We start from the raw sequence: 15,652 nt of genomic DNA, 5'->3' as shown, positions 1-15,652 counted from the left end.
AGCCTTTCTTATATTTCAATCTTCTCTTTTTGTTTTTTCATATATATGTATATAAACAAACTAGGAACTAAAAAACAAGCAAAAATAATAAGTGCTGTTATACTTATTTCTTTTATCGAGATATCTGGTGTTACAATGATACAAACAGCTAATATCCCCATAATAATACCTACTGGAATTAATAATAATTTCATGAAATATCTACGTGACACTCCGCCTGTGTGCTCATATACCTTTACAGAATGTTTTAAATTTAAGAAGTTAATAACTACGATACCGCCAATAAATATCATTAATAAATCCGAAACACTTTCATATCCTGCCTCTTGCAAGACATAGCGGTAAAAGATGATAGCTAGTATGACGATATTTTGTAAGATGAAAGCCAATCTAATATGTTTTAACCCTTCAATCATTAAACGTTCATCTTTCACGCTTTTCACCCTATCACTCCTTTTCCTCCCAAAACAAATCATTCAATGTTTTATCTACCGCATAACAAATTTTCAAACATAAATCTAAAGATGGGTTGTATTTCCCCTTCTCAATTAAACTAATCGTTTGCCTTGTAACGCCTACTTTTTCTGCTAATTGTTGCTGTGTTAAATCTAACTGAACACGCGCGACTTTTATTTTACTTACAGCCATTCATGTTCCTCCTCCACCTTTATTGTAATATATATATTCCATTAGGTAATTTATATTTTGCGAAATTAATTTAATTTCCCCATTATCCCGACTGATGCGGGCTAATACACAGTGGGGATAAATCCCCACTACTGCCTATAGTTTTACTTTATTATACACAAAAAAGGAGCCTCTCATAAGAAGCTCACTCTCCTATATCTATATTATAAGAATAAATGACATCCAAATAAAATTGTAAATAAGTATAGTAATGGATGTACTTCCTTTCCTTTACCCTTCACAATTTTCAAAACTGGATATACTAAAAATCCAATTGCAATTCCATTTGCAATACTAGACGTTAACGGAATACCTATAAAAATCAAAAATGCTGGTAACGCATCTTCAAATTCATTCCAATTAATATCTCGAATGCTTTGTGCCATTAAACTACCTACTATAATTAATGAAGGAGCTGTAATAGCGGCTACACTTGATAAAGAAGCAATAACAGGACTGAAAAATGCCGTTATAATTGTTAGACCAACAACTACAATCCCTGTTAATCCAGTTTTCCCACCTGCAGCAATACCTGCTGACGATTCAATCGTCGCTGCTGTTGGGCTTGTTCCAAAGATAGAACCTGTAGTCCCGCCAATTGCATCTGCAATAAACGCTTTACCAAAACGCTTCTCTGTATTGTCTGTAATTAAACCTGCTTGTTTAATTAAACCAAGTAATGCACCTGTTGTATCGAATAAAAGTACAAGTAAAAATGAAAATACAACACCATATAATCCGTATTCAATTACATCTGAAAATGCATTGATTGGGTTTGAAACGATAATACCCTCTGGCAAATGAGGCATCGCCACAATTTTATCAGCAAACTTCAATTGCCCTGTAAAGAAGGCGATAACTCCTGTCACAATCATACTAATAAATAATGCACCACTCACACGTAATGCCATTAATACCGCCGCTAATATTAAACCAATTAAAGTTAAAATAACAGCTGGAGAATGAAAATCACCAATCGTAACTAAATTAGAAGGATGATCCACGATAATTCCAGAAAGGCGCAATCCAATAAAAGCAATAAATAGTCCAATTCCACCTGCAATTGCATGCTTTAAACTATCAGGAATTGCTAAAATTAACTTTTGCCTAAACGAAGTAAAAGATAATAAAAGAAAAATAATCCCCGTTACAAATACAGCTGAAAAGGCAACTACATATGTAATCCCTTCTGCCTTCTGTACAACAGAATAAGCAAAATATGCATTCATTCCCATAGCTGGAGCAATAACAATCGGGTAATTCGCGAAAATCGCCATACCTACTGTTCCAACAACGGTTGCAATAATTGTTGCTGTAAACGCTTGGTCAAATGGTACACCTGCATCAGATAATATTTTTGGATTGATGACAAGAATATACGCAAATGTAAAAAAAGTTGTGATGCCAGCTAAAAACTCTTGCTTCACAGAAGTGTTATATTTTTGTAATTGAAACATGCTTATGTACCCTTCCTACACCTGAATTATTATCACACATTCTTTTCTTACTAGTATGTGAGAAAATATAATACTTAATCTTAACAATCAATAAAAAGAAGAGTCAATATATTCCCTAATAGTTCGAATTTTAAGTTTAAGTCTGACAAGTACAGATGTAGTACAGTTCATTATGATTATTTTTGTAGCATAACAGATAGAAATGTTTTATAATTTGAAATAGTTAAATATTTAGTAAACGCATTCAAATATTGTTCACTCTACAAGGGGGATTCTTCTTATGCAGCACACAAACAAATCTGGAACTTTAAATCGTGGTTTAAAAGAACGACATATTACTTTAATGTCACTTGGCTCAGCTATTGGCGTTGGGCTATTTTTAGGATCTGCTTCCGCTATTAAACTAGCTGGCCCTTCTATTTTACTAGGCTATATGATTGCCGGACTCGTTATTTTTTTCATCATGCGAGCTCTCGGGGAAATGGCAATTGAACAACCTGTTGCCGGTTCTTTTAGTAAATATGCATATGATTATATCGGCCCACTCGCTGGTTATATTACTGGCTGGAATTACTGGTTCTTATGGGTTGTTACTTGTATGGCTGAAATTACAGCAGCTGGTATTTACATGCAATACTGGTTCCCTGATATCCCGCGCTGGACTTGGGCGTTACTTGCTCTATTGTTAATGAGCGCTTTTAACTTCTTATCAGTAAAAGTATTTGGAGAACTTGAGTTTTGGTTTGCTCTCATTAAAATTGTCACAATTATCTGTATGATAGTAGTCGGCGCTGGTATTATTTTATTCGGATTCGGAAACGGTGGTATCGCTACTGGTATTTCAAACCTTTGGTCACATGGTGGCTGGTTCCCAAATGGTTTTTCTGGGTTACTACTCTCCATGCAGATGGTACTATTCGCTTATTTAGGCGTTGAATTAATCGGTGTCACAGCTGGTGAAGCTCAAAATCCGAAGAAAACACTCGCAAAAGCAATTGATAATGTGTTTTGGAGAATATTACTGTTCTACGTAGGAGCTCTATTCGTTATGATGGCAATTTATCCATGGAACGAACTTGGTGAGAAAGGAAGCCCATTCGTATTAACATTCCAGCAAATTGGTATCGCGAAAGCAGCAGGTATTATTAACTTTGTCGTATTAACAGCAGCTCTTTCTTCTTGTAACGGTGGTTTATTTAGTACAGGCCGTATGCTATTTACATTAGCTCAGCAGAAAAAAGCTCCTGAAAGATTTGGTCGTTTAAATAAAAATGGCATTCCAAGCCAAGGAATTGTAGCAACTGCTATCGTTTTACTCATTGGTGTTATATTAAACTATCTCGTACCTGCAAAGGTATTTACATGGCTTACTAGCATTTCAACTTTCGGCGCAATTTGGACTTGGGGAATTATATTAGTTGCTCAAATTAAATTCCGTAAAAGCTTACCTACTCAAAATAAACAAAAGTTATCGTATAAAATGCCTTTATACCCATTAAGCTCATATTTCTCACTCGTTTTCCTTGTATTAGTACTAGGTATAATGGCGTATTCAGAAGATACACGAATTGCATTGATTGTCGGCCCAATTTGGCTTATCGGCTTAGCAATCGTATATTACATGAAAGGGTTTCATAAGATTGATGAAACACCTAACTCAAAAATTAGTTAAGCAAAAACCCCTTCCTTATTACTTGGAAGGTTTTTTTTATATCTATATAAATATTTCTCAACAAAATTCACGGTATTTTTACAATCTTTTAATATTTTTTATGTTTTCCGTCTTTATTTTTACAGAAAAATAAATTACATTATTAAAGCACATATATTTATTATTAGGGGGATTCTTCTATGAAGAATAAAAAATGGATTACATTTTCTTTAGCAACAGCAATTACACTAAGTATAGGGACCTCGTTCATACCGTCTACTTATGCCGAAAGCTCTGTAGACCCAGCTCCTGAAATTGCTGCAAAAGTTGTAAATCAAAACAATGGGAAGAAAGTATTATTCGATAATACACACGGTCAAACTGCTGGGACAGCTGACTGGGTTATTGACGGCGGCTTTTCTGACTTCGGAAACGGCATTGCAAAAAACGGTTATCACGTAAAAGAACTTCGTAAATCAACACCTATTACGTACGAAGACTTAAAAGGTTACAATGTATTTATCGTTCCAGAAGCTAATATTCCTTACAAAAAATCTGAGCAGGACGCTATGTTACAATATGTAAAAAATGGCGGTAGTATCTTCTTTATTGCCGATCATTACAATGCAGATCGTAATAAAAATCGCTGGGACTCTTCTGAAGTATTTAATGGATATAGACGCGGTGCTTGGGATAATCCAGCAAAAGGAATGTCTAATGAAGAAGCAAATTCACAAGCTATGCAAGGAGTAGAAAGCACTGATTGGCTATCTGACAACTTCGGTATTCGCTTCCGCTACAATGCACTTGGTGATGTTTCAGCGAAAACAATTGTATCGCCTGAACAATCTTTCGGAATTACAAAAGGTGTTTCTTCTGTAGCAATGCATGCTGGTTCTACTCTAGCAATTACAAACCCAAAACTAGCAAAAGGACTTGTTTACCTTCCAGAAAATCCATCAAAATGGAATAACGCTGTTGATAGTGGCGTTTATAATGGCGGTGGTCTTGCAGAAGGCCCATATGCTGCAATTGCAAAAGTAGGACTTGGAAAAGCTGCCTTTATTGGTGACTCTTCTCCTGTTGAAGATGCTACGCCAAAGTACGTTCGTGAAGATTCTGGCCAAACAAAGAAAACTTACGATGGTTATAAAGAAGAAAACGATGCGATTTTATTAGAAAACATCGTAAATTGGTTATCGAATAAAGAGACATTTACAAGTTTAGATCAAGTAAATGGTTTACAACTTGATTCACCTACAGCTCTACAAACATTTGAACAGCCAAGCTTATCAACAGAACCACAACCTGAACCTTGGAGTGCACCAAATGCGGGTTATCAATGGTTTAATACAAATACTTTTAAACCAGGTTCATACGGTTATAACGGTGCGGTAACAACAAGCGACTACGTCGTTACACACCCTAGCATTCTACCAAACAATGAAATTTTCCAAATGAAGATTCAAGTAAACAACTTACTACCTAATACAACTTATAACAACTATTCTTTAGGTATATTCACTACTGGTGGAACACAAGTAGCAAAAATTCAAAATACAAACGGCACTTGGCCATCTGCTTTTGGATATAGTAGTGCCTTCTCTTTCACAACAAACAGCTTAGGCTCTGCTGAGAAAGTTGTAAATGTACAGATTGATTCAAATACAACTGGACAAGCAACTCTTCGTCTACGCCAAAATACAACAACGAAATATAATGAAACTGTAACGATTAATAAGAAATAATGAAAAAGGCAATCCATACATGGATTGCCTTCTTCTCACTTCTCTTCCTTCGAGAAAAACATTCTTGAAATAACGATACCTATACTACCGACGATTAGGAATAACACTGCCCTAATCATCATCGATACCTCTGGTAAGTCAAGTAGGAATAACTTCCCTACCGTTACTACTAATACGATTAATCCAGCATATAATATTTCATTCATCTGTCTATAACGGCCAAACCAAACTGCAAATAACGCATATATCATCCATAATAACGATACAGATACGCTAATTATACTTCCATCTGTAGAAAGAACTTCACCAATTCTAGTGATTGTAATAAATACAATGACCATTAACCAGTAGAGCGCTATAGAGTACACATACTTACCCATACTCGCTAACACTTCTTTCGCTTGTCTCATGCAATAATAGAACGTTCCTATTAAAATAAGATGAGCAACAAAACCTGCCGAAATAAATTCATCAAACGGGCTAAAAATCGTCTGTATCATTCCAATTGCGTAAACCGTCGCACTAACATACAATTTTATCTGTTGTTTTGCTTTAATAGAAGTGATCATGCCGAGGAAACCTTGTAATAATAGTACAATCGCTGCATTCACTAAACTATACTCGTATAAAATCGCTAAACTAAATGCTCCCATTGCGAAACCAAATAAGAGATTTGTAAATGTAGAATGTCTATTCTTCCTATACTCAAGCACAAACATAGCAGCGTGCACAATTGCACTAATAATCAATCCCCATGTTGTAAAATCAGGTATTTTGGCAATAGCTAGTATAAAGAAAACTGCATTCGCACTAAATATCGCCAAACGTGGTTCTGGTATAAAACTTCTCTCCGTAAACATATGCCAAAATAATAGTAAATGAATCAAACCATATACAATCGTTAACTGTATTTGCAAGTTCTCTACTAATATTGACATAACAGCAAAGAAGACAAAAAGAACAATGGCCGCGACAGCGTAAGAAATCATATATAAGTATTTATAACGATTTTTCAATCCATACCATAATAAACTAAGTGTTAATATCGTCTCGTATCCAAAGAAAATATAAGGATTAGGAGTCGTACTATTTAACAAGAATGGCACGAAGAACGCTCCTACCGCTACGAAGATAGTAAGGTATTCCGAGTTATATCTTTTCGCTAAATAAATCCCTAAAATAACCCATGCAATATTAAAGAGAAACGCGATACTTGCCGGAATAAATGCATACAAATAATGTGCCGCAAACGTCGTTAAAACAATCCCCGAAATATTTCCTCCAACCAATACTAATCCTAACGCCTGCCGCTCTCTTTTAATTTGAATATCTCCTATATAATACAAACCGATAGATAATGCGATACCAAACACAATTCGTATTGCTGGTGTTAATAAACCAGCATCTACTCCTGCTTTAAATAACCAGATCACTCCAAGCAACATAATACCGACAAATACACGCGGTAACCACGTTTGACAAAACTTAATAATATTAAATGGCTCTGGTTTAAAAACAGATATATCTACTTGTTTTACCTCATATTCTTGCACAGGCTCTTTTATCGTAACTATTTCTTCTTTTGGCTTTTCCTCCATTACCGTTTCAATATATTCTTTCTTTTCCTTACTAACATGTTGCTGAGCGTTTTCTACTTCTATTTCCCTTTGCTTCACTTTTAATTCAGCAAGTGCCTCTTGAATTGTTTCAATTGCCGTTTCGAGTGCTTCTATTTTCTTATCCAAATCCTTCTTCATACGCTACCCCCTTATTCGTAACTCTCATTAAACCTATATATTACCAATTATCTTTATCATACTCTTAGTCTATTCATTTTCAATAGTATTTTTTCCAAAAAAAGAAAGATGCCTTCCCAAAATAGGAAAACACCTTTTTACTCATTTATTCTTATTTAGAACAATGCTAACGATGACACCAACACACACGCCTATAATAGCTGGAACTATCCACCCAACACCTTCTGTATAAAATGGAATGTATTTTAATACTGACGTCCACTGATTCATCATTACATTTTTATTTAAAATATCAATTGCACTAAATATTGCTACAATCCAAACAGTTACTGCATATACGTATGCATACTTCCCAATATACTTATGGAATAACCCTAGAATAATAAGCGTTAATGCAATTGGATAAATAAATCCAAGAATTGGTACTGATACTTTTAAAATTTGCGTTAATCCTAAATTAGCTAAGATCATACTAACAACGCTTACTATAAATGCCCACACTTTATAAGATACTTTCGGAAATGCACTCGCAAAAAATTGACTACAAGACGTAACAAGTCCAATTGAAACACATAAACAAGCGATAGTAAAAATAAGACCTAATAAAACGACTCCGCCCTGTCCAAATAATGTAATCATAACTTGTACTAACACTTTCGCACCGTTATCAAATGTTCCTAATGAGCCACTAATTGCCCCCACATATCCAAGGATGACATAAATAATAGATAATAATAGTCCTGCCCCAATTCCAGCAATACTCATATATTTCGCTAAACCTTTATCATCTTCAATACCCTTTGCACGTAATGCATTTGCAATAACAATTCCAAAGATTAAAGCAGCTAACGCATCCATTGTTAAATATCCATCTAAAAACCCTTGAAACATAGGAGCTTGGCCATAGTTCCCTATTGGTTCTTTCATATCTCCTACTGTTGTAAACATACTCTTTATAAAAATAAGTGCAATCATACATAATAATAACGGCGTCAAGACTTTTCCAAACAACCCCATTAGTTTAGATGGTGATAAACTTAACCAGTAAACAATACTAAAGAAAATAACTGTGTAAAACAATAATACTCCGCTTCCTGCTTCAGGGAATAACTGACCTGGCCCCATTTCAAAGGCTAAACTTCCCGCACGTGGTATACCAAGCCCAGGTCCAATAAATACATACACGATACATGGAAAAATAATTGCAAATGAAGAATGAACTCTACCCGCTAACGTTTGAAAACTTCCTGCTTTTGCAATAGAGATAACACCTAATATAGGAAGACCTGTTGCTGATATAATAAATCCTACTAATGAAATCCACACATGTTCTCCTGCTTCATATCCAAGAAAAGGTGGGAATATAAGATTCCCTGCTCCAAAGAACATCGAAAATAACATAAGACTAATAAGTAAAATTTCTTTTTTCTGTAACAATTTCATTTCTTTCTCCTTCTTTAATTTCATCTCTTATGAAATCAATTCCACATATAAAAAAAGTACAATAACCCGCTTCCTTACAAAGAAAACATAGTCCATAGTCTATCACAAAAGAAACACCCCTTCTATAGCTATTCCCTTTTTCCAATTTCTTCTGAAAAATCAACCTTTATTGACTTATAATAGTTAATAAGGTAAAATATTAAATGTACAAAATTATTAACTTTGTTTTTGTTTGTGTCAGGAGGAAAATAACATGGAATCAGCGATACAACTAGAAAGAGAACAACAAAGAAAAAAGAAACATCCTCCAGGTTTATACTTACTCTTCTTTACAGAAATGTGGGAAAGATTTAGTTACTATGGATTACGAGGATTATTAACATTATATTTAACGACAGCTTTAGTAAGCGGTGGTCTTGGGTTTAGTCCCGCATGGGCACTCTCTATTTACGGATTTTATACTGGAGCCTGTTATTTCACACCAATGATTGGTGGTTACTTAACAGACCGTTTTCTAGGTAGACGAAAAGCAATCACAATTGGTGGTATAACAATGGCAATCGGTAACCTTACACTATTTGCCTTGCAAAACCAATTAGGCCTATACCTCGGATTAGCGCTTATTATTATCGGTAACGGATTCTTCAAACCGAACATCTCTACACTGGTTGGAGAATTATACGAAGAGAACGACCCAAAACGTGATAGTGCATTTACCATTTTCTATATGGGTATTAACGTCGGGTCATTTTTAGCTCCACTCGTTTGCGGATTTTTATCAGAAAATTTATTCAAAACAACAGTTGATGGCGTTGTACATTACGGATTCCGTTACGGTTTCTTAGCCGCTTCAATCGGAATGATCATTGGACAAATTTTATTTACAACACTCTCAAATCGCTTCCTTGGTAATATCGGTAAAAAACCAACTCGCGATTTACAAACAGCTGCTGGACAACCATCAGTAGGAGATACACCGTTAACAAAAAAAGAAAAACAACGTACCGCAGTTATCGTCATTTTAACATGCTTCGTTGTCTTCTTCTGGGCTGGCTTTGAACAAGCTGGTAGCTCATTAACATTATATACAAACAAATTTGTAGACCGCTCTGTGTTCGGATGGGAAGTTCCAACATCTTGGTTCCAATCGGTCAATCCATTATTTATTATTTTACTTGCTCCAGTCATTTCTGCATTATGGGCAAAACTTGCAACTCGCAAGCAGGGTGATTTAAAAATCCCAACTAAAATGGGACTTGGGATGATCTTGCTCGGTATCGGTTATATCATTCTCGTTATCGCTACATTAAAAACAGGTAGTGATGAACATAACATTACAGAAAAAGCAAACTTACTATTTATCGTCTTTACGTATCTTTTCCATACGTTAGGTGAGCTATTCTTATCACCTGTCGGACTATCAATGGTTAGTGCGCTTGCTCCGGTAAAATTAGCATCTTTACTAATGGGTGTATGGCTAGCAAGTTCAGGTATCGCCAACATTTTAGGCGGACAACTTGCAAGCTTCACAACTTCACTTGGATACGCTGAAGTATTCACAGTTATTGGCGCTGTGGCAATTGTATTAGGTTGTGTTTTATTATTAATTTCTAAGAAATTAGTAAAATGGATGGATTAAAAAAGATGAGGAATTTCTCCTCATCTTTTTTATGCCGTTTTACCTTTTTCTATTGCTTGTTCGTACAGCTCTTTATGTTCTTTATATTCACTTGGTACGAAACTCTTATAGAAAAATGAGAACCAGCTGTCTCCCTTTTTATACCCTTCTTCTCGAATTTCCGCTGCTTTTTTATTCGATTTAAATCCTTCAGTAAACCATTTCTTTAACAATTCATTTCTTTCATACTTAGCAGGAACTTTTAAATCATAGTTTTCAAATGCATACTTATAGCCAGCTTTTTCTACTGCCTTTTTTGTAGATTTATAGCCTTTTTCATACGCTGTTTCATATGCCTTCACGTATACTTCTTTCTCTCTATTTCCAGGATTCTTTTCAGCTAATTCTTTCCCTGTCTTTTCCCCTAATTCAGCTTGCTCTTTTTCAATTTTTTCTACTCTTTCTTTATTCCCTACTTTGAACCCGTCTGCAAAGTTTACCTTAAACTCTGGAGCAACTTGACTATCGTCCATCGTCTCTTGTGCTAAACCTTGTTCTTTTCCTTTTTCAAAATGCGTTTTCTTCTGCTCTTCTAAAGACCATGCGGCTGCATAAGTCGCTTTAAACGCTTGTTTATATGCATCAGATTTTCCAGCTACATGCACTTCTGCATCATTTTTCCCTGCTTTAAAATCAGTTTCTCCATTCTTTTGACCTTCAAGTTGACCTTTTTCCATATCAGCTTGGCGCTGTGCTTCCTCTTGTTTACGTGCCTCTTCAGCTTTTCTTTGTTCCTCGGCTACACGTTGTCTCTCTTCTTCATCTTTACGCTGTGCTTCTGCATTACGTTGTTTTTCAGCCTCAGTATTGCGCTGTGCTTCTACTTGTCTCTCAGCTTCTACAGCACTATTATTATTCTGGCTAGGAGCTGGGCTCGTTGCACCACTACTAGAAGCTGGTTTATTGTGATAATGATATTCCCCGTACTGTAATCCCCATTTCTCACAATTTGTACGACACGTATGTCCGCCATTAGCATCTGTACGCCCTGGATGCGCATAAGCTGAAATTGGAGCTACCAATAACGCTATACTCGTTGTTAAAAGAAGTTTCTTCACCTGTTGTCTCACTCTTGTTCCTCCCAAAATATAGAATTCTAAATTTATTATACATAAATAGAAGAATACTTAAATACCAACCAAAATATTCTATTATTTCTCAACATTAGTAAAAAAGAAGGTGAACTCTTTAAAGAGTTCACCTTCTTTTTTACTTCTTCGCCTTCGTTCCTACTAAATCACCAGCAACAACATAACGCTTAGAATTATCCTTTACAGATACACATGTAATAAGCGTTATCTCATCTTTCCCATGATCCTCTACAACTTCCCACTTATCAGGAGTTACTTCAGATACACCAGTAACCGCATACTCATATTCATTTTCATTGTCATACAAATAAATTTTATCGCCTCTTTTCAAAGAAGCTATATCACTAAACAAAACACCTTTTTTAGACATGTTATGTCCTGCTAGTGCGTAATTTCCTTTTCCCATAACTTGATTCTCTTTTACTGTCGCTGCACCTGATAATAAGTTTTTTTCAGTAGAAGCTTTCAAAACAGGCAGTTCTACTGAAACACTTGGAATCGAAATACGACCGATTACTTGTTTCTTATCTAATGATGCATTCGCTACTTCCGCCAAGTCTGGTTGATTAATTTTGGAAGCATCTACAAATTCCGTCTCATGCTTTTCATAATCCATCTTTTGAACAGCCTGCACATTTTCAGTCTGTTTCTTTTCAGCCTGATATCCATCATAAAATGGCTTTCCAATTAACACGCCACCTACAACAAATAGAAGGATTGCTACTATACTATAAATTCTTTGCTTATTCATATACAATTCCTTTCCCTTACAAAATCTTACTCTATATAAAATGATAAAATAATATCGCCATATGTACAAGTATTAGCTTAAAAAGAAACCTTCTTGCCGGTGCAAGAAGGTTTCTTTTTAAGCTAATTTATTTCTGTATAGTGATACGTGAAATACTGTCATTTGAATAAAGAAAATCGAAAATATAATATATAATGGGTATCCAGGAAGATATTCATTAATAATAGGCGAAAAAGTTAAAAATCCAACTGCACAAGGTAACACAAACCATAACGATACAAATGTTGTTCGGCAAGCTTTATCCGTAATCGCTTTTTCACGTTCATCTTCTAGTGGAAATAATAATGGATACATCCAAAAAGATAAATTCTTATATTTTTTCTTTTGAATTCTATAAAAAATTGTAACTATAATTGCTCCAATAAATAATAAAATGAATGGTACTCCATTAAACCATACTTCAAATGGGAATTTCTCGTTTTTAATTATATCTGCTAACTCTGTAATGACACTATAAAATTCAACAAATGTCCAGCATGCTAAAGCAGTATAAAGCACGTTTATGATATAAGAAAAAACAATTCTATTCATCCTCTTCCCCCTCCTTATTTAAAACAAACACATCTTCCATCTTTAACTGAAACACATCACAAATCGTAAGTGCTAATAACAACGAAGGAACGTAATCCCCTTTTTCAATTGCTGCAATTGTTTGTCTCGTTACTCCAACCTTTTCTGCTAATACGCTTTGTGTAAAGTTAAAACGAGCTCTTAATTCTTTTACTCTGTTTAAAATGGTCAAATTTACCACCTCTCACCATTATTGTATGCTATCCTTAACAAAATGTAAACTCAACTTAACATTATTCTTACAAAAAAATCCAACTTTACGTATTGTAAAGTTGGATTACGTTTTAGTTTAAAATTGTAAGCTTAACATTTTTTCTGCCCCACTTACTAGACGAAGCTTTATCTGGCATTAAAACATCAATTTTGTGACCTTTAATCGCGCCACCAGTATCTGCTGCAATTGCTTCTCCGTATCCTTCAACATATACACGAGAACCTAATGGGATAACAGATGGATCCACCGCAATCAATTTCATTCCTGGGTTTGCAGTTAGATTATAGCCTCCCCATGCAGAATATACTTGTTGACCTGGTGCATAGCCATTTTCACCTGGATCTGCTGTATAAGCTGTTGCATGTACATAAAGTTCTTTCCCGCCAGCAGTTGGCTTAGAAGACGGTTCAGGTTGTGCAGGTTTTGCAGGTTCTACCTTCGAATTATTATTAGCAACTGGTTCAGCCGGTTTACTAGCTTTTTCTTGCTTTTGCTTTTCAGCAATTTCTGCTTGTGCTTTCGCTAAAGCTTCTTGCTCTGCTTTTGCAGCCGCTTCTGCTTTTGCACGCTCTTCCGCCGCAATTCTTGCTGCTTCTTGTTCACGAGCAATTGTTTCTTGTACTGCCTTCATATTTGATTCAATTTTAGCTTTTTCTTCCGCTGCTAAATTAAGTTGACTTGCAACCTCATTATATTTAGCTTGAACTGTTTGTAAGTTATCTTGACGTTTTTTCAAGTTATCTTGCAGTTCAGCTTGCGCTTTTGCTAATTTTTGTTTATCTACTACTAAAGATGCTTCTTTTTCGTCAATTGTTTTCTTATCTTCTTCAATTTGACGAAGATCTTGTTCTTGTAGACGTAAAATTTCTTTATCAGCTTCTAGAATAGTAGAAACTGCGTTCATACGTTGTAAGAAGTCTGCAAAGTTTTTTGACTCTACTACAACTTCTACTACTAAACTTGTATTTGAGCTGTTTTGAACAGAAACCATACGTTTTCTCATAATATCTTTACGAGCAAGGACTTTATCCTCTAAAATGACAATTTCTTCCTTTTTTTGTTCAATCTGCTTATGTGTTTCATCGATTTTACGTTGAATAGCAGCTTGATCCTCTTTATTTTTTGCAATTGTATTATTTAAATTATGTAGTTCGTTTTCGATACCTTTAATTTCTTTACTAACAGCTTGCTTCTCTTGCTCTTTCTTTTGCATTTCTGCATCGTTTTGTTGCAATTGCTGTTGCATGTTGTTAAGTTTCTCGTCGTTTGACTCTGCTTTTACAGCGACTGTACTAGAAAGACCGATAATTCCTGCTAATACTAGACTACTGATTCGCTTAAAATAGTTCATAATCCGACTCCCTTCTTATACAGTTATACATGATTTATTTTACAGTTTGTTTACAAAACGATTAAATACAGTTTATTTTTCGTGACAAAAAAAAGAGAATTATGAATAAAATGTAATAGATTCTTAAATATTTAACAATTCCTATATTTAAAAAATACAAAAGATGCTAAAATCCAAATATAGAGAAAATATAACTTTCGAAGGCGGTTGAAATAAATACATGTTTACTCAAAAGAAATCACTCCAACATACAATTGCTCAATTAGAAGAGCGTATACAAGAATTAGAAGCAGAATTAAAACAAAAAGATATTGAAAAACAAGAGACTATTTCTACTATCCACGATCGTGTACAAAGCGTTGTCCAAGAGCACCAACTTGTAAATAACCAACACAATACACTCCAAAATTTAGTTCAACAATTAAGTTCATGTTTCGAAAATGTTTCAACACGTACGACACATTCCAATGAGTTAAATAATGAAATGTTACAAAAGGAACAAAGCTTAATTCAGTCTATTGCAGAAATTATTGACTGCTCTAATGAAGGAAAAGAATCCGTTCACCGCTTACTTATTGTAATTAATAAATTAGGTGAACAATCCCAACGCACGTCTAATAGTATGAATCATCTAAGCGAACGCTCAAAGGAAATCGAGCAAATTGTAGAAGTCATTCAAAACATTGCAGCACAAACAAATTTACTTGCTTTAAATGCGAGTATTGAAGCCGCACGTGCTGGAGAACACGGTAAAGGATTCGCTGTCGTTGCCAATGAAGTAAGAAAACTAGCAGAAAGTACAGCAGAAAGTACAAAAAACATAGGCAACTTAACGAAAAAAATTCAAGAAGAAATTGAAAAAGCATACGATAACACAAAAGATAATTTACATTTAGTCGATGAAGGTGTAGAAATGAGCGCCGATACAAACGCTAGAATTGAAAATATTTTAGTTATGATTCAAACGTTACAAAATGGTGCTACAAATGTTATTAAGGCTATTGAAAACCAAAAATCTTGTAATGATGACATATTACGAGAATTCGCTAACACACAACAAATGTTCCAAAAATTAAATACTACTATTATGAATCATATTCATGATGCTGAAAAAGTCGATGTTCAATTGTCTAAAAGTCTTCAAGGAACAGTAAATTCTTAATTAAAAATAAAAATCCCTTATACTGCTATAAG

At 34.8% G+C, this 15,652-nt stretch carries 13 protein-coding genes and 1 pseudogene; 4 read left to right on the top strand and 10 right to left on the bottom strand.

The features are described from left to right. Nucleotides 1-8: 8 nt before the first annotated feature. The 3 genes from ATL10_RS18570 to ATL10_RS18560 form a co-directional block, all read right to left on the bottom strand. Nucleotides 9-443: a hypothetical protein gene (locus ATL10_RS18570; protein WP_110497314.1), complete on the bottom strand. Its 435-nt coding sequence runs from the start codon at nucleotides 441-443 to the stop codon at nucleotides 9-11. Between the two features lie 4 nt (nucleotides 444-447). Then, a complete protein-coding gene (locus ATL10_RS18565) occupies nucleotides 448-648 on the bottom strand; it encodes a helix-turn-helix transcriptional regulator (protein ID WP_000301182.1) in 201 nt (66 codons plus the stop codon). 203 nt (nucleotides 649-851) lie between these two features. Then, nucleotides 852-2,144: an NCS2 family permease gene (locus tag ATL10_RS18560; RefSeq protein ID WP_000487188.1), complete on the bottom strand. Its 1,293-nt coding sequence runs from the start codon at nucleotides 2,142-2,144 to the stop codon at nucleotides 852-854. Between the two features lie 280 nt (nucleotides 2,145-2,424). Here ATL10_RS18560 and ATL10_RS18555 point away from each other — a divergent pair, with 280 nt between their 5' ends. Together ATL10_RS18555 and ATL10_RS18550 are read left to right on the top strand one after the other, a co-directional pair. After that, nucleotides 2,425-3,816, top strand: a complete 1,392-nt coding sequence (locus ATL10_RS18555) for an amino acid permease (protein WP_001164892.1) — start codon at nucleotides 2,425-2,427, stop codon at nucleotides 3,814-3,816. Between the two features lie 179 nt (nucleotides 3,817-3,995). Beyond that, a complete protein-coding gene (locus tag ATL10_RS18550) occupies nucleotides 3,996-5,543 on the top strand; it encodes a DNA-binding protein (protein WP_090978421.1) in 1,548 nt (515 codons plus the stop codon). A 35-nt stretch (nucleotides 5,544-5,578) separates the two neighbouring features. Here the strand turns inward: ATL10_RS18550 and ATL10_RS18545 are convergent, their stop codons facing one another. Both ATL10_RS18545 and brnQ1 read right to left on the bottom strand, forming a co-directional pair. Beyond that, the gene (locus ATL10_RS18545) at nucleotides 5,579-7,300 is read right to left on the bottom strand and encodes a DUF2339 domain-containing protein (RefSeq protein WP_110497312.1); all 1,722 of its coding nucleotides are present in this window, start codon (nucleotides 7,298-7,300) and stop codon (nucleotides 5,579-5,581) included. A 141-nt stretch (nucleotides 7,301-7,441) separates the two neighbouring features. Then, on the bottom strand, nucleotides 7,442-8,743 hold the full coding sequence (brnQ1, locus tag ATL10_RS18540; protein ID WP_090978417.1) for a branched-chain amino acid transport system II carrier protein BrnQ1: 1,302 nt from the start codon (nucleotides 8,741-8,743) through the stop codon (nucleotides 7,442-7,444). A gap of 253 nt (nucleotides 8,744-8,996) precedes the next feature. On the opposite strand from brnQ1, the gene ATL10_RS18535 reads away from it, so the two are divergent. Continuing rightward, on the top strand, nucleotides 8,997-10,382 hold the full coding sequence (locus tag ATL10_RS18535) for a peptide MFS transporter (RefSeq protein ID WP_000443143.1): 1,386 nt from the start codon (nucleotides 8,997-8,999) through the stop codon (nucleotides 10,380-10,382). 29 nt (nucleotides 10,383-10,411) lie between these two features. Here ATL10_RS18535 and ATL10_RS18530 read toward each other — a convergent pair whose 3' ends face one another. From ATL10_RS18530 to ATL10_RS18510, 5 genes are all read right to left on the bottom strand, one after another. Beyond that, nucleotides 10,412-11,491 (bottom strand): YHYH domain-containing protein, encoded by a 1,080-nt coding sequence (locus ATL10_RS18530; RefSeq protein ID WP_098508331.1) that lies wholly within the window; start codon nucleotides 11,489-11,491, stop codon nucleotides 10,412-10,414. A gap of 139 nt (nucleotides 11,492-11,630) precedes the next feature. Further along, nucleotides 11,631-12,263, bottom strand: a complete 633-nt coding sequence (locus ATL10_RS18525; RefSeq protein WP_001041728.1) for a class A sortase — start codon at nucleotides 12,261-12,263, stop codon at nucleotides 11,631-11,633. Between the two features lie 117 nt (nucleotides 12,264-12,380). Further along, nucleotides 12,381-12,854 (bottom strand): DUF2178 domain-containing protein, encoded by a 474-nt coding sequence (locus ATL10_RS18520; RefSeq protein WP_001080041.1) that lies wholly within the window; start codon nucleotides 12,852-12,854, stop codon nucleotides 12,381-12,383. Then, nucleotides 12,847-13,065 (bottom strand): helix-turn-helix transcriptional regulator, encoded by a 219-nt coding sequence (locus tag ATL10_RS18515; protein ID WP_000154019.1) that lies wholly within the window; start codon nucleotides 13,063-13,065, stop codon nucleotides 12,847-12,849. The genes ATL10_RS18520 and ATL10_RS18515 overlap by 8 nt, the downstream gene beginning before the upstream one ends. A gap of 112 nt (nucleotides 13,066-13,177) precedes the next feature. Then, the gene (locus ATL10_RS18510; protein ID WP_110497310.1) at nucleotides 13,178-14,458 is read right to left on the bottom strand and encodes a 3D domain-containing protein; all 1,281 of its coding nucleotides are present in this window, start codon (nucleotides 14,456-14,458) and stop codon (nucleotides 13,178-13,180) included. Between the two features lie 631 nt (nucleotides 14,459-15,089). Between ATL10_RS18510 and ATL10_RS32370 the strand changes: the two are divergent. Beyond that, a pseudogene (locus ATL10_RS32370) lies at nucleotides 15,090-15,620 on the top strand (methyl-accepting chemotaxis protein); the annotation flags it as partial. Nucleotides 15,621-15,652 lie beyond the last annotated feature (32 nt).

Source organism: Bacillus sp. 196mf (genome assembly GCF_003217275.1).
Lineage (GTDB): Bacteria > Bacillota > Bacilli > Bacillales > Bacillaceae_G > Bacillus_A > Bacillus_A thuringiensis_S.
Note: the sequence above shows the minus strand (reverse complement) of the source record. Positions and strands in the feature narration are given on the sequence as shown.

What these genes read in the sequence shown, in the direction of transcription:
- ATL10_RS18555 (WP_001164892.1), top strand. Translation starts at nt 2,425, where the DNA reads ATGCAGCACACAAACAAATCTGGAACTTTAAATCGTGGTTTAAAAGAA.
- ATL10_RS18510 (WP_110497310.1), bottom strand. Translation starts at nt 14,458, where the DNA reads ATGAACTATTTTAAGCGAATCAGTAGTCTAGTATTAGCAGGAATTATC.
- ATL10_RS18535 (WP_000443143.1), top strand. Translation starts at nt 8,997, where the DNA reads ATGGAATCAGCGATACAACTAGAAAGAGAACAACAAAGAAAAAAGAAA.
- ATL10_RS18520 (WP_001080041.1), bottom strand. Translation starts at nt 12,854, where the DNA reads ATGAATAGAATTGTTTTTTCTTATATCATAAACGTGCTTTATACTGCT.
- ATL10_RS18525 (WP_001041728.1), bottom strand. Translation starts at nt 12,263, where the DNA reads ATGAATAAGCAAAGAATTTATAGTATAGTAGCAATCCTTCTATTTGTT.
- brnQ1 (WP_090978417.1), bottom strand. Translation starts at nt 8,743, where the DNA reads ATGAAATTGTTACAGAAAAAAGAAATTTTACTTATTAGTCTTATGTTA.
- ATL10_RS18550 (WP_090978421.1), top strand. Translation starts at nt 3,996, where the DNA reads ATGAAGAATAAAAAATGGATTACATTTTCTTTAGCAACAGCAATTACA.
- ATL10_RS18560 (WP_000487188.1), bottom strand. Translation starts at nt 2,144, where the DNA reads ATGTTTCAATTACAAAAATATAACACTTCTGTGAAGCAAGAGTTTTTA.
- ATL10_RS18565 (WP_000301182.1), bottom strand. Translation starts at nt 648, where the DNA reads ATGGCTGTAAGTAAAATAAAAGTCGCGCGTGTTCAGTTAGATTTAACA.
- ATL10_RS18545 (WP_110497312.1), bottom strand. Translation starts at nt 7,300, where the DNA reads ATGAAGAAGGATTTGGATAAGAAAATAGAAGCACTCGAAACGGCAATT.